Source organism: Parabacteroides sp. FAFU027, from assembly GCF_022808675.1.
Taxonomy (GTDB): domain Bacteria; phylum Bacteroidota; class Bacteroidia; order Bacteroidales; family UBA7332; genus CAXXIC01.
On the sequence record NZ_JAKZKV010000016.1, the window covers coordinates 15,648 to 38,154 of the forward strand.

The window sequence follows — 22,507 nt, forward strand, 5'->3', positions numbered from 1 at the left end:
CTTTTGCAGCAGCAAAAACAGGTAAATCAGCACATTTATTGACCGATTTAACCAGAATATGATATTGTCTGCATCACTCGGGAGGGGTCACTAGGTCGTTTTTACCCTTTCTCCATAAATGACAAAAGCCAGGCAGCGAACTGTCTGGCTTTTGTGTGAAATATAGATTGATTACTGCTGTACTTCAGGTTGTACCGGCTCAATCACCTCTTTGGGTTGAATCGCTTTATCCAGTTGCAGATAAATCAATGCAGTTGTCATTGAAATGACCGGAATCGCTACAAAAACGCCAAGCACTAAGGCTATCAAACCCGCAATTACCAGTCCGAAACAAGTCAGCCCGAACAAAAAGATATGCCAAAAGTTACCTTTAGAAGCTGCCCAGCTCAAGCGTAATGAGTCCATAATTCCTGCATTCTTATCCACAATATAATATGGAAAGAACATCCATCGGATTTTGAAATAAATTGCAGGAGCAAGTACTATAATTAAAACCAATAAACCGGGAAAAGCAACAATTTTCAGAATTGAAAATATCTGAGTTGCATCATGAAATGAATAGCCAGCCAAACGGGCTCCCATATTCATAAAATCAGCAAGAATAAAAGCAAAAAGCCCTGCAACTATAGCACATGCCATAATTGGCAATGCAGACAATATAGATGCGAAAATGTATCTCCAGAATAACGGAATAACATCCTTGAATGCTTTAAACTCCGGTTCTTCTCCTTTTGCGATCTGAAGGCAAACTTTAATGAATCCCAAGGAAAATACCACCGACACAAACAGTTCTGCCAACTGAGAAAGTAATGAGGAAATGCCTCCCTTGTTCAAGACCTGTACCGTAGATAGTAATCCTTCTATCACCAAATAAGCTAATAACAATCCGATAAGTAAAAACAGATTGTCATTGTTTATCAGTTTCCATGCAGACTTGATTGATTCCCTGATCGAAAATGCTTTTTCCATAAGTCAACTATTTTATTGTGATTAATGACGGCAAATGTAAAAAAACTACTCAATATTCTTGCGCACCTTGAGCAAATATTCGCCCATCGCCTCATTGTCTTTATTATCAATGATGTGAATAAGCGTATCAAGCTCCCCTTTCATACGTTCAAGTTGTTCGACCGTGTATGGGTTAAACAGGATTTCACGAATCAGGTAATCATCCTCCGAAAGCAGTCCGTAAGCAATGTCCATGTGCTTTTTGAATGTCGTACCCGGTGCTTCCTGACGCTTGATGATGGATGCGAAAGACAATGTGGATGCAAAGGGAACGGAAAGCGAGTAAGCCACCGTCTCATCATGTTCCTGGAATGAGTATTCGAAGATATTCAAATGCAGGGATTGGTAGAAGTCCTTGAAAAAGGCCTTTCCCATGTGGTCTGACTCGGTAATGATAATGGCATTCTGCTTTGACAAATCGCTTAAGCTCGCAAAAGTAGGACCGAACATCGGGTGGGTAGAGACGTAAGGATTTTTTGTTTTGGCATAAAACTCCGGCAAACCCGTCTTCACCGATGCGATATCCGAAATGATACATCTTTCTGTGAGATAAGGCAGTACCATTTCAAACGCGGGAATAGTATATTTGATGGTCACCGCATTAATGACCATATCGGGCTCAAATTCGCGGATTTCCTCCGGTTGGGTCATGCGTAGGGTGTTGAAAACGAAACGCAGGCGCTTAGGATCGGTATCGAAGAGCGCAACTTCGTGATTGAGGCAAAGTGCGTCGGTCAGGAAGGTTCCCATTTTTCCGGCGCCAAGGATTAATATCTTCATCGTGGGTATATCGCTAAAAAAAGACGAGCTACTTGCTACCGGTGTAGCTTGTAGCTCGTCTTTGTATCTGAAACTTACTTATTCATGATTTCAATTTGCTGGCGAACCGACTCTTCGTGAATCGCTTCGAGCACCACTTGCATAAACTCAGAGCTCATGCCCATGCTCACCGCCTGAGCGACACGCTTGCTGATGATTTCATCGTAACGTCCTGACTGAAGAACGGTCATTCCGTGCTCTTTTTTGAACTGGCCGATTTCTTTAGAGATTCTCATACGTTTAGCCAAAAGCTCAAGCAGGTCATTATCGAGGTTGTCAATCTGACGACGGAGGTCTGAAAGGTCTTCGGTAGTCTGTGCAGTATCACGGATAACGAGATTGTTCAGGATTTGCTCCAATGCATCAGGAGTTACCTGCTGTGAAGCGTCACTCCATGCGCAATCCGGATTACAATGCGACTCGATAATCAAACCTTCGAAGTTCAGATCCATAGCCTGCTGGCTCAACGGTGCGATAAATTCGCGTTTACCGCCAATATGGCTCGGGTCACAGAAAATAGGAAGGTTTGGAATACGACGTTTCAGTTCGATAGGAATGTGCCACTGTGGCTGGTTGCGGTAAATCTTCTTGTCGAATGAGCTAAATCCGCGATGGATAGCACCAATCTGACGGATACCAGCGTTATACACGCGTTCGATAGCTCCAATCCACAATTCGAGGTCAGGATTCACCGGGTTTTTCACCAATACGGGGATTTTGCAGCCTTTCAAAGCGTCTGCCACTTCCTGTACGGCAAATGGGTTAGCAGTGGTACGTGCACCAATCCACAACAGGTCAACACCGAACTTCAATGCTTCATATACGTGACGCTCTGTCGCTACCTCAGTTGCTACATACAAGCCAGTCTCTTTTTTAACACGTTGCAACCATGCCAAACCTTCGCTTCCGATTCCTTCGAAGCCTCCCGGTTTGGTACGCGGTTTCCAGATACCCGCGCGGAAGATTTTCACACCTTTTGCAGCCAGTGCATGAGCTGCTTCCATTACCTGTTCTTCGGTCTCTGCACTACAAGGACCGGCAATTACCATCGGGCGTTTGTTTTCTACGCCTTCGAATGTTATTGGTTGTAATTCCATAGTTTATGTTGCTTATTTATTCTACAAAAATGAGATGATATATAGTAACCGGCTTTGTTACAATACCGATTTAATTCTTTCCAAAGCTTCTTTCAGTTTCTCTTCGGGACAACAAAGCGAGATGCGTACATATTTATCCCCTTTATTTCCGAAAATAAACCCGGGAGTGATGAATACGTTTCCGTCATAAAGAACTTTATCCGAAAGCTTCTCTCCGTTTTCCCACTGGTCGGATACTTTTCCCCAAAGGAACATTCCGACCTGGTTTTTATCGTAAGTACAACCCATCGCGTCCATAATTGCACCCGCTACGTCACGACGTTTGCGGTACACTTTGTTCATCTCCTCGTGCCATTCCGCTTTGTTACCCAACGCAGCTACGGCTGCCTTTTGCATCGGACGGAACATACCTGAGTCGATGTTGCTTTTCACTTTCAATACCCATTGTACGAACTGCGCATTCGATGCCAACATCCCGATACGCCAGCCCGGCATGTTATGCGATTTACTCATCGAGTTAAGTTCGATACAAATTTCTTTTGCTCCTTCAACACTGAGAATTGAAATCGGTTTATCGTTCAGGATGAAGCTGTAAGGATTATCGTTGCAAATGATAATGCCGTGTTTTTTACCGAAAGCCACCAGTTTCTCATACAATGCGATGGTTGCATTGGCGCCGGTCGGCATGTTCGGATAATTAACCCACATTAGTTTGACTTTGCTGAGGTCCATCTTCTCCAAAGCGTCGAAGTCAGGCTCCCAGTTGTTGTTTTCATCCAAATCGTAAGTTACAATATTAGCTTCCACCAGGTTGCTTACCGAACTATAGGTCGGATAACCCGGATTTGGCACCAATACCTCATCACCCGGATTGAGGAACGCCATAGATATGTGCAAAATACCTTCCTTAGAACCGATAAGCGGCTGTATTTCGTTCGCCGGGTTCAGTACAACGCCGTACCATTTCTTATACCACCCTGCAAAAGCTTCACGCAATTCGGGAATGCCCACGTAAGGCTGATATCCATGCGCTTCAGGCTTGTGACTTTTCTGACACAAAGTCTCGATGGTCGCACTTGAAGGCGGAAGGTCAGGACTTCCCACTCCCAGACTGATAATATTTTTACCCTGAGCATTAAGATCTGCAATCTCTTTCAGTTTGCGCGAAAAGTAGTATTCGTTTACCTGATTGAGGCGGTTGGCCGGTTGTATCTGCTTCATATTTTTGTATTCGTTGATGCGTTTATTTCTTACTTTTTCGTTTGGTGGGTTATATCACTCTCAATCCCTCATTCCTTCATTCCCTTTTCTCAAGGCGTCTCCGCTTCGCAATATTCACCTAAGACTTTCAGGTCTTTGGTCAATGGTCGGCAGGCATCCATCGCCTGGCGATAACGGGTATAATCATTGTAAGTGAGGTCAATATAAAACTGATACTCCCATTCGCGACCGATAATCGGCAGGGACTGGATTTTGGTCAGGTTTACCCCGTAAAACGAAAGGATCGAAAGCACTTGCGATAAACTTCCCTCAGTGTGAGGCAGGGTAAATACGAGCGATGATTTATTCGGCGTTTGCCCTTTCGTAATCTCATCAGCTACCCACTGGTCAGCCAGCATCAGGAAGCGGGTAAAATTACGTTTATTGGTCTCCACACCCATTTTAAGTACTTCGAGACCGAATAAATCCGCAGCCAGTCTGCTGCAAATCGCTCCGACACCCACCAGCTTATCTCTGGCGATAATCTCAGCGCTCAATGCGGTATCCGCTTTTTCCACCACTTTAACGTTAGGCAAAGTATCAAGAAAATCATGGCACTGCATCAAGGCGATCGGGTGTGAATTGATTTCGGTCAACTCTTCCAGCGTTGTTCCCGGCAAAGCGCAAAGGCAATGGGAAATATGCAGCTTGTATTCACCGATGATGCTTAAATTACTCTCCTTCAACAGATCATAGTTAGGAAGAAGACTACCTGCAATCGTATTTTCGATAGCCACGGCGGCAAACATCTTTGGGTCGCTCTTCGTTGCGGCAAAAACATCCTTAAATGTCTTGCAAAATACGAACTCCAGTTCTTCTCCTTTGAAATAAGCTCTCGATGCCACCTCGTGGTACGATCCTGCAAAACCCTGTATCGCTACTTTCTTCATTGTAAAACCTCTTCACCGGACATCCGGTTCATTTATTTCGTTTACGGGTAAAAAAAAATCCCGCCTGTAAGCGGGATTTGATTTATTTTTTCTCTGTTCATTTTCAGTAAACTTGATTACATATCAATTCCCGCTCTTACCGTTTGCTAAAGTAAAAGTAAAAAAAGAAGTAATATGCAAAACCGAAAATGTTCATAACTCTGTGTCTGATTTTAACGCTGCAAATGTAATGAATTTTTATAAGAACCAACTTTCTATACCGATTTTTTTCTGGAAAAATACGGAAAAGCAAATTATTAGGGTTCAATATACAGGATTTCAATCCTTTCCACCTTAAAGCCGGACGGTATTTATACACACAGCCCGGCTCAAGGGGCTTTATTTTTCATTCCATTAGAAGGTAAAGAATCTCCGATTGGTTAGATCGGGTGTTTAATCATTGGATACCAACTGTTCGTCTGCTTAACGCTACCGACGACGGGTACCTCTCTTGCGTGTTTTGTGTTTTGGTACGAGAAGAAAAGATCAAAAAGAGCAAGGTAGTGTAAAAGTCGTGAGTCGATAGTCAAGAGTTGCGAGTCAATATTGAATCATAAAACTTAGCTGCTCTATTACGACAACTTACAGTGAATTAAAAAACTAAGGCACAAAGATAGGAATAAATCCCAGATCTTTGTGCCTTTAAGTATTTTTAGTTACCCGCGGATAGCTGCGATACCCGGAAGAACTTTACCTTCCATGTATTCCAACATAGCACCACCACCGGTAGAAACGTAGCTTACTTTGTCAGCCAATTGGTTTTTGTTGATTGCAGCAACTGAGTCACCACCACCGATCAAAGAGAACGCGCCGTTAGCAGTAGCAGCAGCAACAGCGTGAGCGATTGCAGTCGTACCTTTTGCGAATGCATCCATTTCGAATACACCCATCGGGCCGTTCCAAAGAACTGTTTTAGAGTTAGCAATAACTTCGCTGAAAGTTTTGATAGTTTCGTCAGCGATGTCAAGACCCATCCAACCGTCAGGAGTTTCGTTGGTTTTAGAGATACAAGTTGCAGCATCAGCAGCAAATTTATCAGCGTTTACAGCGTCAGTCGGGATGTAAACGTTTACACCTTTCGCTTTTGCTTTGTTCAGGATCTCAAGAGCCAGATCAAGTTTGTCAGCTTCACAAAGTGAGTTACCGATGTTACCACCCAAAGCTTTGATGAAAGTATAAGTCATACCACCACCGATGATCAGGTTTTGTACGCGATCCAACAGGTTTTCGATGATCAAAATTTTGTCAGATACTTTAGCACCACCCATGATTGCAGTGAAAGGAGCCTGAGCACTTGTCAATACTGTATCCATAGCTTTCAACTCGCTGTTGATCAGGAAGCCGAACATTTTGTTTTCAGCAGTGAAGTAGTCAGCGATAACAGCTGTAGAACCGTGAGCACGGTGAGCTGTACCGAACGCGTCGTTTACATAAACGTCAGCGTAAGAAGCCAGTTTCTGCGCGAAAGCTTTTTGTTTTTCTTTCAATGCTTTTTTAGCCTCTTTTTTAGCTTCTTCTGTTTCGAATTCGCCACGTGGTTTGCCTTCTTCTTCTTCGTAGAAACGAAGGTTTTCCAGCAAAAGAACTTCACCTGGTTTCAAAGCAGCTACCTGAGCGTCAGCGTTAGCGCAATCTTCTGCGAAAAGAATAGATTGACCCAAACGAGCTTCAACTGCAGAAATGATTTGCTTCAAAGAGAATTTAGGATCCGGATTTTGTTTCGGACGACCCATGTGTGACATCAGGATTACTGCACCACCGTCAGCCAAAATCTTTTTGATTGTAGGCAGAGCACCACGGATACGGGTATCATCACTAACAGCGCCTGTTTCTTTGTTCAAAGGCACATTGAAGTCCACACGAACGATTGCCTTTTTACCGGCAAAGTTGAATTGGTCAATTGTTTGCATAATATTGATTCTATTTGATTTAGAAAGTGTTTTTTCAATTTCGCATGCAAAGATAGAAAAAAGTAGAAACAATTCTTTCCCCTAAATAGGCAAAATGATTTTGTCTCCGCTTTTTGAGTTGAGACATTGATTTATAAGCAAATGAACCATTATCACAAAAATAACTTCAACAAATGCCTGTTTATCGAATCAAAATGTCACAGACCGCCATTGGCTTGTTTAAAATAAAAGCCGCACTTTTCCGTCGAAAAATCTTTATCCGTGCATAATATTTCCTATTTTGTCATATCGAGATTGCAATAATTGGCTATTTTTGCAGTCCATCATTGAAGTTAACCCGCATGGAATCAAAAAACGAAATCGTACTTATTAATATTTCCGGAGAAGATAAGCCGGGAGTAACCTCATCCCTGACCGCTATTCTGGCCCGTTACGGTGCCTTTATTCTGGATATTGGTCAGGCAGATATTCACAACAACCTTTCGTTGGGAATCCTTTACAAAACCGAAAGCGAAAAATCGGGCGATATCATGAAAGAGTTACTTTTCAAGTCGTACGAACTGGGTATCGGAATTAAATTTACCCCGATCTCTTACGAACGCTACGAACGTTGGGTAAATATGCAGGGAAAAAACCGCAATATCATCACGTTGCTGGGACGGAAACTGACCGCACAACAGATTGCCGAAGTAACCAGCCTCATCGCCGAACAGGGATTGAATATCGACATGATACAGCGCCTGACCGGACGTATCCCGTTGGAAGAAGATGCCCGTAGTCCCAAATCATGCGTGGAACTTTCAGTACGAGGCAATCCTCACAACCGCGAAGAGATGCAAAGACGCTTCATGGAACTGAGTAACGAGTTGCAGTTTGACATCTCATTCCAGCAGGATGACATGTACCGCCGTAACCGCCGCCTGATCTGCTTCGATATGGATTCTACCCTTATTGAAACAGAAGTAATCGACGAACTGGCTGACCGTGCCGGTGTGGGTGAAAAGGTACGTGCCATCACCGAAGCTGCAATGCGCGGAGAAATTGACTTCAACGAAAGCTTCAAACAACGCGTGCGTCTGTTGAAAGGGCTTGACGAGTCAGTCATGAAAGAGATTGCTGATAATCTGCCGATTACTGAAGGTCTTGACCGCCTGGTAAACGTATTGAAACGCGTGGGTATCAAGATCGCCGTGCTTTCAGGAGGATTTACCTATTTCGGAAACTACCTGAAACAGAAATACAACTTCGACTACGTGTATGCCAACGAATTGGAAATCATAGACGGTAAACTGACAGGAAACTACGTGGGAGAAATCGTGGATGGCAAACGTAAAGCCGAGCTTCTTCGCCTGATTGCCCAGGTGGAAAAAGTGGATATTGCTCAAACCATTGCCGTAGGAGACGGAGCCAATGACCTTCCGATGATTGGCATTGCCGGTCTGGGTATCGCCTTCCATGCTAAACCAAAAGTTAAAGAGACAGCCAAACAGTCGCTATCTACGATCGGTCTGGATGGTATTCTTTACTTCCTTGGATTTAAGGATTCGTATCTGGATGTATAATCAGGGGATGAAGGAATGAGGGAGTGAGGGTTTGCCCTTTACTACCTTTTATATATAGGACAACCGCAATGGTACTTTCAAAGTCTGTTGCGGTTGTTTTTGTTCAAAGTATACTCAATCCGCCAAATAATCTGACCATTTCTCACGATCTCCGTTGAAAACATTCACATCCACCTTTCCACGGGCACCTTTGTATTTGCCCGTATGAGAATTTTGCCAGAAAGTCCATTTGCGGTCAATCTCCGGTGGTGTTCCCAATGAACAGATCCAGATATCGTTGTCATCAAAGCGTCCCTGGATATATTTGCTGTAAGAGTGCTTATCCGAATAGATAATTACGGAATGGTCGCATTTCTCCTCCACAAGATCAATGAATGTACGCAATTCAGCTGACACCTTTTCCGCATCTTTCGACTGGTTATACTGCCCCCACTCTTCCACATCGACCACAGGAGGCAGATTAAGATCTTCCATGGAGACATTTTTCATAAAATGCTGTGCCTGCTCCTCCCCGCTCCGGTTGAAACGGAAAAAGTGATAAACCCCGACCGGAATCCCCACCCGTTTCGCTTCCCTGAAATTGTAGCTGAAGCAGGGATCAATATAGGTAACCCCCTCCGTCGATTTGACGTAAGCAAAATCGACATTCTGCATCTTGATTTTCTCCCAGTTGATCCGTCCGGTATGCTTGGACACGTCGATGCCGGTAATCTGACCAGGATCTATTTTCTCCGGATTCCGGTGCAACCGAAAGTAAAGAAAAACACCTGTTAATAAGAGGACTATGCTGACTGCAATCCAGGCCCTGGTCTTGCTATTTATCTTTTTCTTCGCTTTTTTCTTCTTCTTTTTTGCCATAGGGATGCAAAAATAGCAGGTTTCACCAGATTCACCGCCCGAATCTATCCGATTTCTCTAAAATGTCACTTCTCCAGCCTAAGGATATAGCGTGTGCTGTTCAAAAAATCGTCAAACAGGGGTTACAATGGGACAACTTATGGAAATGCGGGAGCCGCCATCGTTATGCCATCAAACTTAACAAACTCATTATCAAACACTCAGCACTTACCAACCGAGAACAACTGACAATGAAGAAAAGTCTCAAATTGCTTAACGTTTATTTTAGTAAGCAGATACGGCCAAGCCATCCGCTCACTAATATTCCCCATATTACATTATCTTAAAAATCAGCATCACGTTTCTTATTTCGTCTCATGAGATTTTCCGTCGATACCCACATTACCACAATGCAGGGTCACGTCCACCACCAGGGAATCATCATCGCTCAACTTCACTTCCGCATGGGTTACAACCTCAATAGCACCACCTGACCTGAAATGACTCCTTTGGATGGAATCCCCCCCGAGAGCCAAGATATATCAACGCCATAACAATACTTATTGACCAGTATATATATTTATCCTTTTCCAGCCATTCCTAAGTAACCAGTGACACGAGGTATAGCTAAGGTTATGTAAAGAGTATAATAAATGGGGAATAATAGGGAATCAAAAAGAGATAATACAGGGATATTACACTATATATTTCTGTTATATCCCTGTATTATCCCTGTTATATCTCTGGTTTATCCCTGCTTTATATATTCTTATGATATGCTTTAGGCTACAAGTAGGTATGGGTGGAATCAAGAGAAAGGGATAATAGAAATCGGGGATAAATTGAAATATAAATCCAAGCTATATTACTCTTAGTTTTAAAATTGCAGGCTTAATTTTTGCAAGTTTAAGGAACAATCGCAACCTTTGCATTTATCCACTTTACAATGACAAAAAAACAACGCATGAGCCTATATCAACAATTGCAGCAAGTCAAAAGCGAAGAAGATGTAAAAGATGCCTACATCAAAGTATTGGAAATGAAGTGTTATTCCCAAAACTTCATTGATATCCAGACCAAAGAGATTTGAACCGTGTAAACACAAATAAATACATTGACAATGAATAAGTTGTTGTTACATATATTCCTTCCACTAATTGTAATTTTAGTTTCATGTAAAAAAGAAAAACCGATTACAGATTATACTTACGAGTTATTTCCTGCTCCTAAAGATACATCATTATATATATCGTATGAGATGAATAATAAGTATTACAAATACTATCAGGTCATAGATTACAGAAATAGCTATATCAACTTATTAACTTGCCCGAACAATAGAGTTCTTGGTTATTTTGAGAGAGGAGTATCGTATGATAGGCTTATAACTGACCCTGATTATTTCAATGTATTGCATCCGGCATTTAGTTTCATTTTTTGGAATACACGTATGCAAGATAAAAACTCACAATCTTTTGACGATTATTACTATAAAACCAGATTATCGGATGATTTAAAAAAATACACGTCATATACATTTTCCTACCCTCCGGAATCTCCAAGTGTAAAGGATACCATCCCTACACACGGAATGAATATAGGAAGTTATACGGATAATGTGAATAATGCTTTTAATCACAACAAGACGTTAATAGATAATTTTTTCGCAAGAAATTCTCATTTCAATATTTCAAAGATTGAGCTCGTTAATAATAAATATTACTTGGTAAGTGGCGATTTTACAACGAAAACCATCCAAGGAAATGATACAATAGATATCAAAAATGGGAAGTTTACTTTTATTACCAAGTAGTTAGTATCTGTCTCGGCTTTAGCGCAGTGTAACCCATACCTAAAACCGAGACAGCTTGTAGCTGTTTATTCGCTTTTCGACATCATTTCAAAACGGCATAAAACATCACACCATGGCAACCAATAAAAAGAAGAAAAAAGCACCGGCTCCGGTACGAATCAATCTCAAAACGACCAATACCTATTTTAATGAATTCGGGATTGTCGCCCCAAAAGTTTTGCAATTAATGGGACTTAACCCTACTCTTTATGACAAGCTCACCAAACGGGAGAAGGAGAAATTGATGCAGCTCAAGTCTATTCCGTTTAAAATATCGGTCATGGAAGGTAGCGCTGTCCCCAAGGCTTATGTGAAATACCTCCATGAGGAACTCTTTAGATATATGAAGAAAACGTATATCGGAGATCCGGAGGTGAACCTGACCTTCTATGACTTCTGCACCTATGGGTTGACATTGGTGCATGAATTAACAATCAACAAGGCAAAACTATCAGCTGATGAACTCTCTCCTCTGGGTATTATAAAGAAGAGAGCTGACATCTATTACGAGACCGACTTTAATGACCAAATCAGACCTCTATTCACCTACATCTACCATTTAACGATATTCCTGTCAAAGATCACCTTCCGGGTATATGGTTTTATACACAAATGGGAACTCAACCAACACACCTTTTACTCCACCTGCAAAATTCTGGTATACTCCCAAGAGACAGAACGCAAGAGCTTTATTTATCAAAATACGGAACGCGTGGCCTATCGGCTTGCCATTTCAAAACTGCATAATATCGGATTGGATTATCTGAAAATAAAGTACAATAACGTATTTAAAGAGAGTCACGATACCCGGGATCTAAAGGTCTATATACAAAGCCATGCCTTATTCCGCATCAAAGAACGCCTCGATTCGGTTTCACCCTACTTCAACAACTTCGATCTCCGGGCATCCATCATGGATTGTCAGATCTGTAAGCTGGAAAATAACCGGCTCGCCATTATCTTCCGCACTCACGTTAAACAGATCACCGGATACATGCCTTTTATCATCATTGGAGATAGTCTTTATATCCTAAGCTTCCTGCCACTGTGCAGCTACAGCACCCCTCAGGGAAAACAACTAATGCAGATACTACAGTTAAACAAAGATGATACAGTATTTCTGGGACTTGACAAGCTTAGCTTTTATAAGAAAACGGACTTTGATCATCTTCCTATTTTAAAGCAAGCGTTGATAGACGCCGACATGTGGTATCTGACCGATATCCCTTCAGAGGATGAATATGTCAGGGAAAAACCGGCCCTGGTAGTCCGTCGGTTCTTTGAGCAGCACACGCCTATTCCGGACAGAGTGAGTATATTGAATGATATTGCGGAGGTGATAGATTAGCTAACCTATAATTCGTTTTACGATAATGGGAGAGGCCTTGAATAGAGAACAACCTCTATAACAAAAGAATACAAACTTTTTTCTCTTCGAATTATTTATCGAAGCCAATAATCACACAAAAAATATGAAGAAACTTACTGGAATCATTTTATTCTTTGGAATAATCACCAACATTTTTGCACAAAATGCATCCGTAGAAAAATCAGTCACCAGCATTCAAACCGGTGTGTTGGGTATCTGGGTAAATAACGAGTGCCGATTGACAAACCACATTGCATTACGCTCAGAAGCGGGTCTGGGAACGGTTGCTGAAGATATTATATACATCCTAACACCAACTTTGTCCGTTGAGCCCAGGTATTACTACAATCTTGATAGCAGACAAGCAATAAATAAACCCACAGAGCATAATTGTGGTAATTTCTGGGCATTAAACGTTCGCTATTTTCCGGACTGGAAAGTGTTTGGAGCTCTTGAAAAATCAACAATTATGGATCAAATCAATATCATCCCCAAGTGGGGAATAAGAAGACCTCTTGGCCAACACTTTAACTACGAGACAGGTCTTGGATTAGGAGTCAAACATATCTTTCGAAAGAAATACGGATATGCTGAAGATAAAAATGATGCTGCAATTGACATCCACTTGAGAGTTGGATATACTTTTTAAAAGCTCTTCCCCATTTCCTAACGAGGGGTAAGTGGTAAAACACTTCCAACGTTGAAATCTAATCGCGATAAATTAGCTTGAACAACAAACCATATAACCCACCAACTATGAAAACAAAGCACCCACTCACAGTACTTCTCTTTACCTTATTATTTACCACCGCCTTTGCCCAGCAAAAGGAATACACCGTCTCCCTTGACAGCCGTAATGCCGCAATTGCACTGACCAACAAGGCCGACAGCCTGATCACTCAAGGGAAATACGAAGCAGCAATACCACTCCTGGAAAAGTCTATTGCAACGGATTCGGTGTATCGGCCAGCTTACATCCGCCTGTGCAAAGCCGTGATGCAGGGCAGCGGCCATTCAACTAAAGTCCCGTTCTACATGAATAAAGCCAAGTGTCTCTTTGACAAGGATAATGAGATTTATTATTTCCTCGGGGAGTACTACCGCACGAATCAGGATCCAAAGAGCGCACTAAAGGAGTACAATAAGGCCATCGAATTCGGCAAAATCAATAAGACAGACAACGCCACTATGCTCCACTATTATTTTAACCGGGGTGTGTGCCATTTGAAACTGGAGATGCTTCCGCAAGCCTACGACGACCTGAGCGAAGTGCTGCGTATCAACCCATCTTATTCAAACGCATTGGTCAACCGCGGCATTTGCCTTTACATGATGAAAAAGCCCCAAGAGGCTTGTACCGACTGGCGCAAATCAGTAGCTTTGGGCAATCCTTCTGCCAAGGGATATCTGGCGAAGTATGATAAATAAAATATAAAACCAAGTTTCACCTACTATGAAAATTATACGAACGTTATTTACTCTCCTTTTCTCAATATTGTTTACTACAATGGTATATCCACAAGAAGGACTCTCCATACAACTGGGTCCTTCTATTTCTTTACCAGATAATAGCTTCAAGCACATATCCGTAAGCAATGCAGGTGTGGACTTAGGAGTTGAATATAAGTACCCTTTAAATAAAAGAGGACTAGATATTATGTTTAGCGCTGATTTCTTAAACAACAGGTACACGCTTGATAATTCTAGCTATTACAGTAATTTTGGTTCTTACTCCAAATATGCATGTCCAATTCCAACAAATAAATATGTAAGTATTTCCAGTCTTCCTTTATTGACTGGATTATCGTTACATAAAGAATTTATTGAAGATTCAGAGTTCTTTATTTCAGGAGGGATTGGGCCTAATTTTATGCTTGTTCCGAATATAGAGTATTATTGGTATGGAGAAAAGGAATATTACAAATCAGGCATATATACAATGCTGTCAACTAAATTGAGTACAGGATTTGTTGTTGATGAAAAGTACTCTTTTAAAATTGACTATTTCATGTTTTGGGGGCATTTTCCCGACCCCGTATCCGGTATTTTAGATCTGGATTTTGTAGGTCTACGCCGCGACCCTGTATTAGCATTGACATTTGGAGTTTATTTATAGAATATCAACAACCGTTTTGGGGTTGTATAAACCCGTACCCAAAATCAGGATTACATGAAGCAGATATCTGGCGAAGTATGATAAATGACAGACCGAAATGGAAAAGGCGATCCAATCAATATGAATGAATCGCCTTTTCTTGTTCTACACAGCCGTAAAATCAAAAATTCAGGCTGGCAAAGAAAACCAGATTACTATGATCTGAAACGTCTTTGTTAAACATCTTATAGTAAGTCCCTTTCACTCCTACCCCGAGAAAACTGGTAACCAACATACTACCTTTCACCTGCAACGGAATATCCATATCCAGTCTGCTATCAGAACCCGCTCCTGCCGAAGGTGAAAAAATGCCACCCAGTCCGATTGATCCTGCCACCAAGAAATTCCTATTTAGTTTAAAATACGGACCTATTTTAGCATCAAAAACGTGGCTATTGATAATGTTCTTTTTACTCACCAGATTATAATCAAAGAATGTGGCAAAATTACTGTTGATACTCCGGGTTACAGCAATATTTAAATCGCTGTAAGAAGATGGTGTATTTACCACACCCAGCCCAACTTCCATATAAGACATTCCGGCTCCACGTGACTGACTAAAGGCTGTTACCGCCCCAAAAGCAAACACTACTACTATTATAAAATACCTTTTCATCTTCTGCTATTTAATCGTATTTATTATGGTTAATGATTCTCGATTCGAAACATTAAACAGGCTCTTAGCTTCCACCAATTAGTTTTTCATAAACTTCTTCCAGGCTTTAAAGTTCCCGTTAAACAGGTTGACATCCACCTTACCGGGAGCGCCTTTGAATTTCCCGTCGTGCGACTGCTGCCAAAGCGTCCAGTCACGGTCAATCTGTGGCGGTGTGCCTATTGAGCAAATCCAGATGCGGTTTTTCGGGAATTTTCCTTCCACATACTTCCGGTAAGAGTTTTTATCGGAATAGATCACCACACTACGTGATGAATGATCCTCCACCTCATCTATAAAGTCTTTGATTTCGCGGGTAATATCGTCGGCTGACTTTGTGGTGTTGTATTGGCCCCACTCTTCCACATCGACCACAGGAGGAAGATCCAGCTTTTTCAGATTAACCTGAGACAGGAAGTTATTGGCCTGCTCCTCCCCCGTCCGGTGAAAACGAAAGAAATGGTAAGCTCCCACCGGTATGCCCACCTCTTTAGCCTCTTTAAAATTGTAGTCATAACGGGGATCAATATAATCCGCCCCTTCTGTAGATTTCACGTAGGCGAAGTCCACTCCCTGAGTCTTTAACTTTTCCCAGTTTATTACTCCGGTATGCTTCGACACATCTATGCCTATAATCGGGCTGTCTGGTTTACGTTTGGTTTTCTTTTCTCGTTTACCGTAAGCAAATATTCCACCCACACATAGCAGTAACAGGATTGCTACCTTTATTTTATTCATCTTTCTTATTTCCTTTTTCTGATTCGACTGCAAAATTAGTTGTTAAAAAAGTCTGCTCAAACCAAAAGGGTAATTAATTCACCAGTTTAACGTTTCCGAATGATGTAATATTCTGAAGGAAAACAAGAAACGGCTTCGGGTAAGCATTGTTAACCCTTGCATTAATATTCACTTACACCTTTTAGGCTGAAAATAGTCTATCTTTGCAGACCGGTCAGAATGCATCTTCAAGTCGCGCCTTGACCGTTTAACTGAATCCCTTCAAAACAAATGATCGACCAGGCTACCATAGACCGCATCATGAACGCTGCCCAGATTGTAGAGGTGGTGTCTGATTTCGTGAGTTTGCGCAAACGAGGCGTGAACTACCAGGGACTATGTCCGTTTCACGACGAGAAGACTCCGTCGTTCAGCGTATCGCCGTCGAAGGGAATTTGCAAATGCTTCAGTTGCGGTAAGGGTGGAAATCCCGTGCACTTTATTATGGAGCACGAGCAATTGTCGTTTCAGGATGCACTGAAATACCTGGCGAAAAAATACAGCATCGAGATCGTTGAGAAGGAGATGACCAACGAGGAGCGTCAGGCGCAGAATGAACGCGAAAGTATGTTCATCATCAACGCCTTCGCCCAGCAATACTTCTCCCGCATACTTTACGAAAATCCGGAAGGCATCGCAGTCGGACTCGCTTACTTCCGCGAAAGGGGTTTCCGCGATGATGTCATCAAGAAATTCCAGCTCGGTTTTTCTCCGGAAACGCGGGATGCTTTCACCCAGGAAGCATTACGTAGCGGATATAAAAAGGATTTTTTGCTCAAAACCGGACTCACTCTAGAACACGACGGACAACGCCTCTCCGACCGTTTCCGTGGCAGGGTGATGTTTCCCGTACATACGCTTTCGGGAAAAGTCGTTGCTTTCGGAGGACGTATCCTCAAGAAGGACGAGAAGATGGCGAAGTACCTCAACTCGCCCGAATCGACCATTTACCATAAAAGTAACGAGCTTTACGGACTTTACCTGGCCAAACAGGCAATCGTAAAACACGACCGCTGCTTTTTGGTGGAAGGTTATACCGACGTGCTTTCGATGCACCAGGCGGGTATCGAGAATGTCGTGGCTTCTTCGGGTACTGCATTGACTCCCGGACAAATCCGCCTGATCCACCGTTTTTCCAATAATATCACGGTATTATATGATGGAGATGCCGCTGGTATCAAAGCCTCCATCCGGGGTATTGACCTTTTGCTCAAAGAGGGTATGAACATTAAGGTGGTACTTCTGCCACAGGGTGAAGACCCCGACTCATTTTCCCAAAAACAGAGCGCTTCATCATTCATCGAATATATCAAGGCAAATGAAACGGACTTTATCCGCTTCAAGACCAGCCTGCTCCTCGAAGAAGCCGGACAAGACCCGATCAAACGGGCAGCTCTGATTTCGGATATTGTCCGAAGTATTGCCCTGATTCCGGAAGACATTGTCAAAGCGGTGTACATCAAGGAGTGTAGCCATCTGCTTGAAATCGACGAAAAGGTACTGATCAACGAGATCAACAAGCTCAAAATATCCGAACTGGAAAAGGAGATGACCCGTACACAAGCGGATTACGTCCCCGCAGAACCGGATCCAACTCCGGAAGAGCTTGCTCAGGCTTTTGCTGAACCTGTCCCTATCAAACGCGATACCCGTTACGATCCGTATGAAAGGGAAATTATCCGCTTGGTAGTGCGTTATGGAGAGATTCCTTTCTTCAATTTCAATGATGAAGAGACACAGCAGGAATACAGTTACACTGTGGCCGAATATATTGCTTATGACTTACAACAGGACGAAATCGAGCTTCGCCATCCCATCTATAAAATCATTCTTGAAGAGTGTGCAAAACACTGCCGACAGGAGGAATTCAGGAGCGAACGCTATTTCGTAACATACCCTGATATCGAGACCAGTAAAATGGCCATTGAGCTTTCTACTGACCGTTATCAACTGAGCAAAATCCACTCGAAGTTCCAAACCGTAGAACATGAACAGGACCGCCTGTTAGAGGTCGTTCCTAAAGCAACTATGGCATTGAAAGATGCGATGCTCAGGGATGAAATCCGTACTCTGCAGGAAGAGCTTAAACGTATGCCGACGATGGAACGCATCATGGAAATACAACAACGCCTGATTCAAATCAATGAAATCCGGGTACAACTCGCTAAAGAGCTGGGTGAACGGATTGTGGTGAGGTAAGACCGCCAACAGCTCCTCGAACAACCTATCTCCTAGTTGCGAAATGGCAAACCGGATATCAAACAGGCTTTCGCAAGTTTGCAATGCGGCAAACGGATTCCAGTTTGTTAAGTCGCGTTAATGCGGAGGGGCAAACGAGAGCCAGATGGTTAAGTCGCATTAATGCAGAGCCTTGAACGAAGTCCAATTGGTTAAGCAGAGTTAATACCAAGACTTAAACGTGAATCCATTTGCCATTTCGCACAATGGCAAAGACACAAACCGCCCTGAAAATCTGTTTCCGCGAAACAGTCATAAGCTATTTAGCTACAAATTACCATATTTTACCCCGCTTTAGGTACGCAAATACCTAAAGTGGGGTATTTTTTTCGCCTTCCGGATTGCCGTACTTTGCATTATCAAATCAAACGTCTAAACAAGCAATATATGGCATCTCAAATACTTATAGCCCCCGGTTACGGTAACTCAGGCCCCAACCACTGGCAAACCCTCTGGCAAAAAGAGAATCCCGAATTTATCCGCATCGAACAGAAAGACTGGTTTCTGCCCGTTGCAGAAGAGTGGATTGCATCTATAGAAAAACAAGTCGCTGGTTTTAAGGAAAACAGCATCATCGTGGCTCACAGTCTGGGCTGCATCGCGCTGGCTTTATGGTCTCAAAAGACCAAATTATCCATCAAAGGCGCTTTGCTGATTGCCCCTCCGGACACCGAAAACCCTGAATTTCCGCACGAAATCAAGGGTTTCTCCCAAATCCCAAGAACTCCGCTACCTTTCAAAAGTATAGTGGTTTCAAGCACCAATGATGAATATTGCCATATCAGTCGGGCTGAAGAGTTTGCCAAAGGCTGGGGCAGCAAGTTTATCAACATCGGAGCCAAAGGGCACATCAATGCCAACTCCAACATTTACAACTGGCCGGAAGGACGATTATATCTGAACGAGATTGTTTAAAAAGAACCACCACTAAGACACAAAGAGCACTAAGCTACACGAAGTCTTTGTATCACTTTGTGCTTTTAGTGCCTTAGTGGTGAATTCCGTCAAAATCTACAGGATATTTCCACAAAAACACAGTCCGTATTTACCTCAATATCGTAATTTCGTGGTCGATATTATCCAATCTACCGATTATGAAAAAACGCCTTTCGCTTCAAGCTGCAACACTTACCGCAGGGTTGGTCAGCAGCGCTATTCCAACTCATACCTTCGCGGCAAAGAAACCCGCCCCCGAGAAACCAAACATTATCTTTATCATAGCCGACGATATGGGCTACGGAGACCTCGCCTGTTACGGTAACAAGGTGGTCAAAACCCCGAATATCGACCAACTGGCAAACGATGGAATCCGATTCACCCAGGCTTATGCCGGCTCTGCCATCAGTTCGCCGTCACGCTGCTGCCTCCTGACCGGTAAAAATACCGGACACAGCCGCATCCGCGATAATTTCTGCAAAGCCGGTGGTATTACCGGGGATAAAAACGGGCAACCTATCCGCCGTATGCACCTGCTGGAAACAGACACTACCCTTGCATTGATGCTCCGGGGTGCAGGTTATCACTCCATGCTTGTAAATAAATGGCACGTGGACGGATTCAGTACAGAAGCCGGGCCTCTTGACCGTGGATTTGATGAATTCAAAGGCTGGTTGATCACCAATCTGGACTCCAATTTACCCTATTACTATCCTTCAAAACGCTACCATAACCGCGAGCTTATCGACATTCCGGAGAATCAAAACGGCGCTCAGGTACGACACAATAACGACATTTCGACTGACGATGCCGTACAGTTTATCAATGAAAATAAACAACGTCCGTTCTTCCTTTATCTTGCTTACGACACGCCACACGAACCTTATGTAATTAAGGATAAAGGCATTTACGCAAATACCAACCTGAGTGAGACGGCTAAAACCTATGCGGCACTGGTCACACATATGGATAGGAATATTGGTCGGGTAGTACAGGCTTTGGAGAAAAACGGCATCCGCAAAAACACGATGATCGTCTTTATTTCGGATAATGGAGGAGCTGTCATGGCGCCACACAAAGAACTGGCCTGCAATGCCAATCTGCGCGGGCTGAAAGGTAACCTGTATGAAGGGGGGATCCGTGTACCGATGATCGTAAGTTGGCCAAACCGTTTACCCAAAGGCAGAATCAGTCAGGCGATTACCTATTCGCCGGATCTAATGCCTACGCTTGCTGAAATCACCGCCGCTAAAACGCCGCAAAATATCGATGGCATAAGTATTTTGCCAACTCTCAAAGGGAAAAACCAGCACTCTGAGAAACGCTTTTTCTACTGGGAGTTTCCCAACCAAACCCGTGCGGTCCGTTGGGGCAAATGGAAAGCTATCCGCCCGAAATGGAATGCTGAACTGGAGTTGTATGATTTAAGTAAAGATATTTCGGAGAAAAACAATGTAGCGAAGGAGTACCCCGAAATTGTCAAAACGATTGAACAATACATGGTGTCTGCACGAACTGAATCGGAAAACTGGCCGACAAAATAAATTTGAGGTTAAACCTCCAGGGTACTGAAAACCTTGGAGGTTTTATTTTAAATCCCTATTTTTGACCATCAAACTGAATAACCTGTTTATCATGGCAAAAAATATAGATTCTTTCCAACACTACTTCTTCGTGGGAATCGCAGGCACCGGCATGAGTGCCATCGCCCAATACCTGCGTGGCATTGGCAAAAATGTCTCCGGTTCCGACCGTCTCTTCAACAAGGATAACAAGATGCTCATTCAGGAGCAGTTCGAAAGCATGGGCATTGTGTGCCACTTTCAGGACGCTTCGGGCATTACCCCCGATGTGGATGTAGTGGTGGTTTCCACGGCTATCGAAGAGAGCAACGTGGAGTATCAGGCGGCCTTGCAAAAAGGCATCCCCATCATGAAACGCTCGGAGCTGCTGGCTGCCATTTCGGTATCGAAACGCACCATTGCTGTAGGAGGGACTTCCGGGAAATCCACCACCACCAGCATGATTTTCCACATCCTTCAGGAAAATGGCTATTCGCCTTCACTCATTACCGGAGCCGGACTTACCGCTTTGCAAAAGAAAGGATTGCCTGGAAATGCCTGGGTTGGCGAAAGCGACTGGCTGGTTATCGAATCGGATGAATCTGACGGCTCCATTGTCAACTATTTACCAGAAATATCCGTCCTGCTCAACATTGACCGCGACCACAAGGAGTTCGATGAGTTGATTGAGCTATTCTCCACTTTTAAGAAGAATACGCACGGCCGCTTTATTGTCAATGCAGACCACCCCGTAGCTGCAAAACTTTCCGAAAAACCGGAATTTGACTTTGGGGCAAATCAAGGAGTAGGATTCGTTGGAAAGGATTTTCAGCAAAAAGGTTTTGAAATCAGCTTCTCGGTCAATGGCGTGCCGTTCCATATTCCCGTCATTGGCAAGCACAATATGGAAAATACACTGGCTTCAGTTGCCGTTGCCTCTGCCATTGGCATATCAATAGAAGATTCGACCAAAGCGATGACCAGTTACGAAGGTATTTACCGCCGTACCCAATTAGTGGGACTGAAAAACGACATTTGCGTCATCGACGATTTTGCCCACAATCCTGCAGAAGTCGCCGCAGCCATCAGAGCCTGCCAGCAAGTAGGAAAACGCGTATTTGCCTGGTTCCAGCCGCACGGCTTCGGACCGCTTCGTTTTATGCACGAAGAACTTGGTGAAGAGGTGGCAGCCACTTTACGCAGTGAAGATGAATTTATTCTGTCTGACGTTTATTATGCCGGAGGGTCAGTAGATAAAAACATTTCTCCAAAAATAGTTTCCGATGCCATTCAGGCTAAAAACGCAAAAGCAACCTTTATCCCCGACCGGTCCGAACTTACCGGATACCTGCAAAGCCTTTACCAGCCGGGAGATGTCGTACTGATGATGGGGGCTCGTGACACCACTTTATCTGACTTTGCTTTGGAAATATTTGAAGCTATAAAATAGACCGCATACAATCATTCTAAATCCTCAGAAATCCTCTTCAAAAAGCGCTTTGGAGAGGTTTTTTTATGCCGATATGTGAGCAAAATTGACT

General features: G+C 43.1%; 20 protein-coding genes. 11 read left to right on the plus strand and 9 right to left on the minus strand.

Annotated elements, in window-relative coordinates:
- Window positions 1-171: 171 nt before the first annotated feature.
- From MLE17_RS17425 to MLE17_RS17450, 6 genes are all read right to left on the minus strand, one after another.
- Window positions 172-969 carry a DUF975 family protein gene (locus tag MLE17_RS17425; protein ID WP_243350017.1) on the minus strand — a complete coding sequence of 266 codons (798 nt, stop codon included), beginning with the start codon at window positions 967-969 and terminating at the stop codon, window positions 172-174.
- 45 nt (window positions 970-1,014) lie between these two features.
- Window positions 1,015-1,788: a prephenate dehydrogenase gene (locus MLE17_RS17430; RefSeq protein ID WP_243350018.1), complete on the minus strand. Its 774-nt coding sequence runs from the start codon at window positions 1,786-1,788 to the stop codon at window positions 1,015-1,017.
- A gap of 74 nt (window positions 1,789-1,862) precedes the next feature.
- Entirely contained in the window at window positions 1,863-2,924 is a 1,062-nt protein-coding gene (locus MLE17_RS17435) for a bifunctional 3-deoxy-7-phosphoheptulonate synthase/chorismate mutase type II (RefSeq protein ID WP_243350019.1), read from the minus strand.
- 57 nt (window positions 2,925-2,981) lie between these two features.
- A complete protein-coding gene (locus tag MLE17_RS17440) occupies window positions 2,982-4,163 on the minus strand; it encodes a pyridoxal phosphate-dependent aminotransferase (protein ID WP_410795638.1) in 1,182 nt (393 codons plus the stop codon).
- A 71-nt stretch (window positions 4,164-4,234) separates the two neighbouring features.
- Window positions 4,235-5,074: a prephenate dehydratase gene (locus tag MLE17_RS17445; RefSeq protein ID WP_243350021.1), complete on the minus strand. Its 840-nt coding sequence runs from the start codon at window positions 5,072-5,074 to the stop codon at window positions 4,235-4,237.
- A 695-nt stretch (window positions 5,075-5,769) separates the two neighbouring features.
- Entirely contained in the window at window positions 5,770-7,023 is a 1,254-nt protein-coding gene (locus tag MLE17_RS17450) for a phosphoglycerate kinase (protein ID WP_243350023.1), read from the minus strand.
- A 341-nt stretch (window positions 7,024-7,364) separates the two neighbouring features.
- Between MLE17_RS17450 and serB the strand changes: the two genes are divergently transcribed.
- A complete protein-coding gene (serB, locus tag MLE17_RS17455) occupies window positions 7,365-8,585 on the plus strand; it encodes a phosphoserine phosphatase SerB (protein WP_243350025.1) in 1,221 nt (406 codons plus the stop codon).
- 114 nt (window positions 8,586-8,699) lie between these two features.
- Here the strand turns inward: serB and MLE17_RS17460 are convergent, their stop codons facing one another.
- On the minus strand, window positions 8,700-9,443 hold the full coding sequence (locus MLE17_RS17460; RefSeq protein ID WP_243350026.1) for a glycoside hydrolase family 25 protein: 744 nt from the start codon (window positions 9,441-9,443) through the stop codon (window positions 8,700-8,702).
- A gap of 943 nt (window positions 9,444-10,386) precedes the next feature.
- On the opposite strand from MLE17_RS17460, the gene MLE17_RS18900 reads away from it, so the two are divergent.
- The 6 genes from MLE17_RS18900 to MLE17_RS17485 all read left to right on the plus strand — a co-directional run bounded on the left by MLE17_RS18900 (window position 10,387) and on the right by MLE17_RS17485 (window position 14,759).
- On the plus strand, window positions 10,387-10,512 hold the full coding sequence (locus MLE17_RS18900; protein ID WP_262920358.1) for a hypothetical protein: 126 nt from the start codon (window positions 10,387-10,389) through the stop codon (window positions 10,510-10,512).
- A gap of 30 nt (window positions 10,513-10,542) precedes the next feature.
- Window positions 10,543-11,235 carry a hypothetical protein gene (locus MLE17_RS17465; protein WP_243350028.1) on the plus strand — a complete coding sequence of 231 codons (693 nt, stop codon included), beginning with the start codon at window positions 10,543-10,545 and terminating at the stop codon, window positions 11,233-11,235.
- Window positions 11,236-11,347: 112 nt separating this feature from the next.
- Window positions 11,348-12,622 carry a hypothetical protein gene (locus tag MLE17_RS17470; RefSeq protein WP_243350030.1) on the plus strand — a complete coding sequence of 425 codons (1,275 nt, stop codon included), beginning with the start codon at window positions 11,348-11,350 and terminating at the stop codon, window positions 12,620-12,622.
- Between the two features lie 124 nt (window positions 12,623-12,746).
- Entirely contained in the window at window positions 12,747-13,292 is a 546-nt protein-coding gene (locus MLE17_RS17475; RefSeq protein WP_243350031.1) for a hypothetical protein, read from the plus strand.
- Between the two features lie 107 nt (window positions 13,293-13,399).
- Window positions 13,400-14,071 carry a tetratricopeptide repeat protein gene (locus MLE17_RS17480; protein WP_243350032.1) on the plus strand — a complete coding sequence of 224 codons (672 nt, stop codon included), beginning with the start codon at window positions 13,400-13,402 and terminating at the stop codon, window positions 14,069-14,071.
- A 79-nt stretch (window positions 14,072-14,150) separates the two neighbouring features.
- Window positions 14,151-14,759, plus strand: coding sequence for a hypothetical protein (locus MLE17_RS17485; RefSeq protein ID WP_243350034.1), 609 nt, complete (start codon window positions 14,151-14,153; stop codon window positions 14,757-14,759).
- 160 nt (window positions 14,760-14,919) lie between these two features.
- Here the strand turns inward: MLE17_RS17485 and MLE17_RS17490 are convergent, their stop codons facing one another.
- Window positions 14,920-15,414 carry a hypothetical protein gene (locus MLE17_RS17490; RefSeq protein ID WP_243350035.1) on the minus strand — a complete coding sequence of 165 codons (495 nt, stop codon included), beginning with the start codon at window positions 15,412-15,414 and terminating at the stop codon, window positions 14,920-14,922.
- Window positions 15,415-15,492: 78 nt separating this feature from the next.
- Window positions 15,493-16,191 carry a glycoside hydrolase family 25 protein gene (locus tag MLE17_RS17495; RefSeq protein WP_243350036.1) on the minus strand — a complete coding sequence of 233 codons (699 nt, stop codon included), beginning with the start codon at window positions 16,189-16,191 and terminating at the stop codon, window positions 15,493-15,495.
- A gap of 270 nt (window positions 16,192-16,461) precedes the next feature.
- On the opposite strand from MLE17_RS17495, the gene dnaG reads away from it, so the two are divergent.
- From dnaG to MLE17_RS17515, 4 genes are all read left to right on the plus strand, one after another.
- The gene (dnaG, locus tag MLE17_RS17500; protein ID WP_243350038.1) at window positions 16,462-18,429 is read left to right on the plus strand and encodes a DNA primase; all 1,968 of its coding nucleotides are present in this window, start codon (window positions 16,462-16,464) and stop codon (window positions 18,427-18,429) included.
- A gap of 426 nt (window positions 18,430-18,855) precedes the next feature.
- Window positions 18,856-19,383, plus strand: coding sequence for an RBBP9/YdeN family alpha/beta hydrolase (locus tag MLE17_RS17505; protein ID WP_243350039.1), 528 nt, complete (start codon window positions 18,856-18,858; stop codon window positions 19,381-19,383).
- Between the two features lie 179 nt (window positions 19,384-19,562).
- Window positions 19,563-20,948 carry an arylsulfatase gene (locus tag MLE17_RS17510; RefSeq protein ID WP_243350041.1) on the plus strand — a complete coding sequence of 462 codons (1,386 nt, stop codon included), beginning with the start codon at window positions 19,563-19,565 and terminating at the stop codon, window positions 20,946-20,948.
- A gap of 91 nt (window positions 20,949-21,039) precedes the next feature.
- Window positions 21,040-22,416 (plus strand): UDP-N-acetylmuramate--L-alanine ligase, encoded by a 1,377-nt coding sequence (locus tag MLE17_RS17515; protein ID WP_243350043.1) that lies wholly within the window; start codon window positions 21,040-21,042, stop codon window positions 22,414-22,416.
- Window positions 22,417-22,507 lie beyond the last annotated feature (91 nt).

Excerpts from the sequence above, each read along its gene's own strand:
- MLE17_RS17425 (WP_243350017.1), bottom strand. The coding sequence starts at position 969 with ATGGAAAAAGCATTTTCGATCAGGGAATCAATCAAGTCTGCATGGAAA.
- MLE17_RS17430 (WP_243350018.1), bottom strand. The coding sequence starts at position 1,788 with ATGAAGATATTAATCCTTGGCGCCGGAAAAATGGGAACCTTCCTGACC.
- MLE17_RS17435 (WP_243350019.1), bottom strand. The coding sequence starts at position 2,924 with ATGGAATTACAACCAATAACATTCGAAGGCGTAGAAAACAAACGCCCG.
- MLE17_RS17445 (WP_243350021.1), bottom strand. The coding sequence starts at position 5,074 with ATGAAGAAAGTAGCGATACAGGGTTTTGCAGGATCGTACCACGAGGTG.
- MLE17_RS17450 (WP_243350023.1), bottom strand. The coding sequence starts at position 7,023 with ATGCAAACAATTGACCAATTCAACTTTGCCGGTAAAAAGGCAATCGTT.
- serB (WP_243350025.1), top strand. The coding sequence starts at position 7,365 with ATGGAATCAAAAAACGAAATCGTACTTATTAATATTTCCGGAGAAGAT.
- MLE17_RS17460 (WP_243350026.1), bottom strand. The coding sequence starts at position 9,443 with ATGGCAAAAAAGAAGAAGAAAAAAGCGAAGAAAAAGATAAATAGCAAG.
- MLE17_RS18900 (WP_262920358.1), top strand. The coding sequence starts at position 10,387 with ATGAGCCTATATCAACAATTGCAGCAAGTCAAAAGCGAAGAAGATGTA.
- MLE17_RS17465 (WP_243350028.1), top strand. The coding sequence starts at position 10,543 with ATGAATAAGTTGTTGTTACATATATTCCTTCCACTAATTGTAATTTTA.
- MLE17_RS17470 (WP_243350030.1), top strand. The coding sequence starts at position 11,348 with ATGGCAACCAATAAAAAGAAGAAAAAAGCACCGGCTCCGGTACGAATC.
- MLE17_RS17475 (WP_243350031.1), top strand. The coding sequence starts at position 12,747 with ATGAAGAAACTTACTGGAATCATTTTATTCTTTGGAATAATCACCAAC.
- MLE17_RS17480 (WP_243350032.1), top strand. The coding sequence starts at position 13,400 with ATGAAAACAAAGCACCCACTCACAGTACTTCTCTTTACCTTATTATTT.
- MLE17_RS17485 (WP_243350034.1), top strand. The coding sequence starts at position 14,151 with ATGGTATATCCACAAGAAGGACTCTCCATACAACTGGGTCCTTCTATT.
- MLE17_RS17490 (WP_243350035.1), bottom strand. The coding sequence starts at position 15,414 with ATGAAAAGGTATTTTATAATAGTAGTAGTGTTTGCTTTTGGGGCGGTA.
- MLE17_RS17495 (WP_243350036.1), bottom strand. The coding sequence starts at position 16,191 with ATGAATAAAATAAAGGTAGCAATCCTGTTACTGCTATGTGTGGGTGGA.
- dnaG (WP_243350038.1), top strand. The coding sequence starts at position 16,462 with ATGATCGACCAGGCTACCATAGACCGCATCATGAACGCTGCCCAGATT.
- MLE17_RS17505 (WP_243350039.1), top strand. The coding sequence starts at position 18,856 with ATGGCATCTCAAATACTTATAGCCCCCGGTTACGGTAACTCAGGCCCC.
- MLE17_RS17510 (WP_243350041.1), top strand. The coding sequence starts at position 19,563 with ATGAAAAAACGCCTTTCGCTTCAAGCTGCAACACTTACCGCAGGGTTG.
- MLE17_RS17515 (WP_243350043.1), top strand. The coding sequence starts at position 21,040 with ATGGCAAAAAATATAGATTCTTTCCAACACTACTTCTTCGTGGGAATC.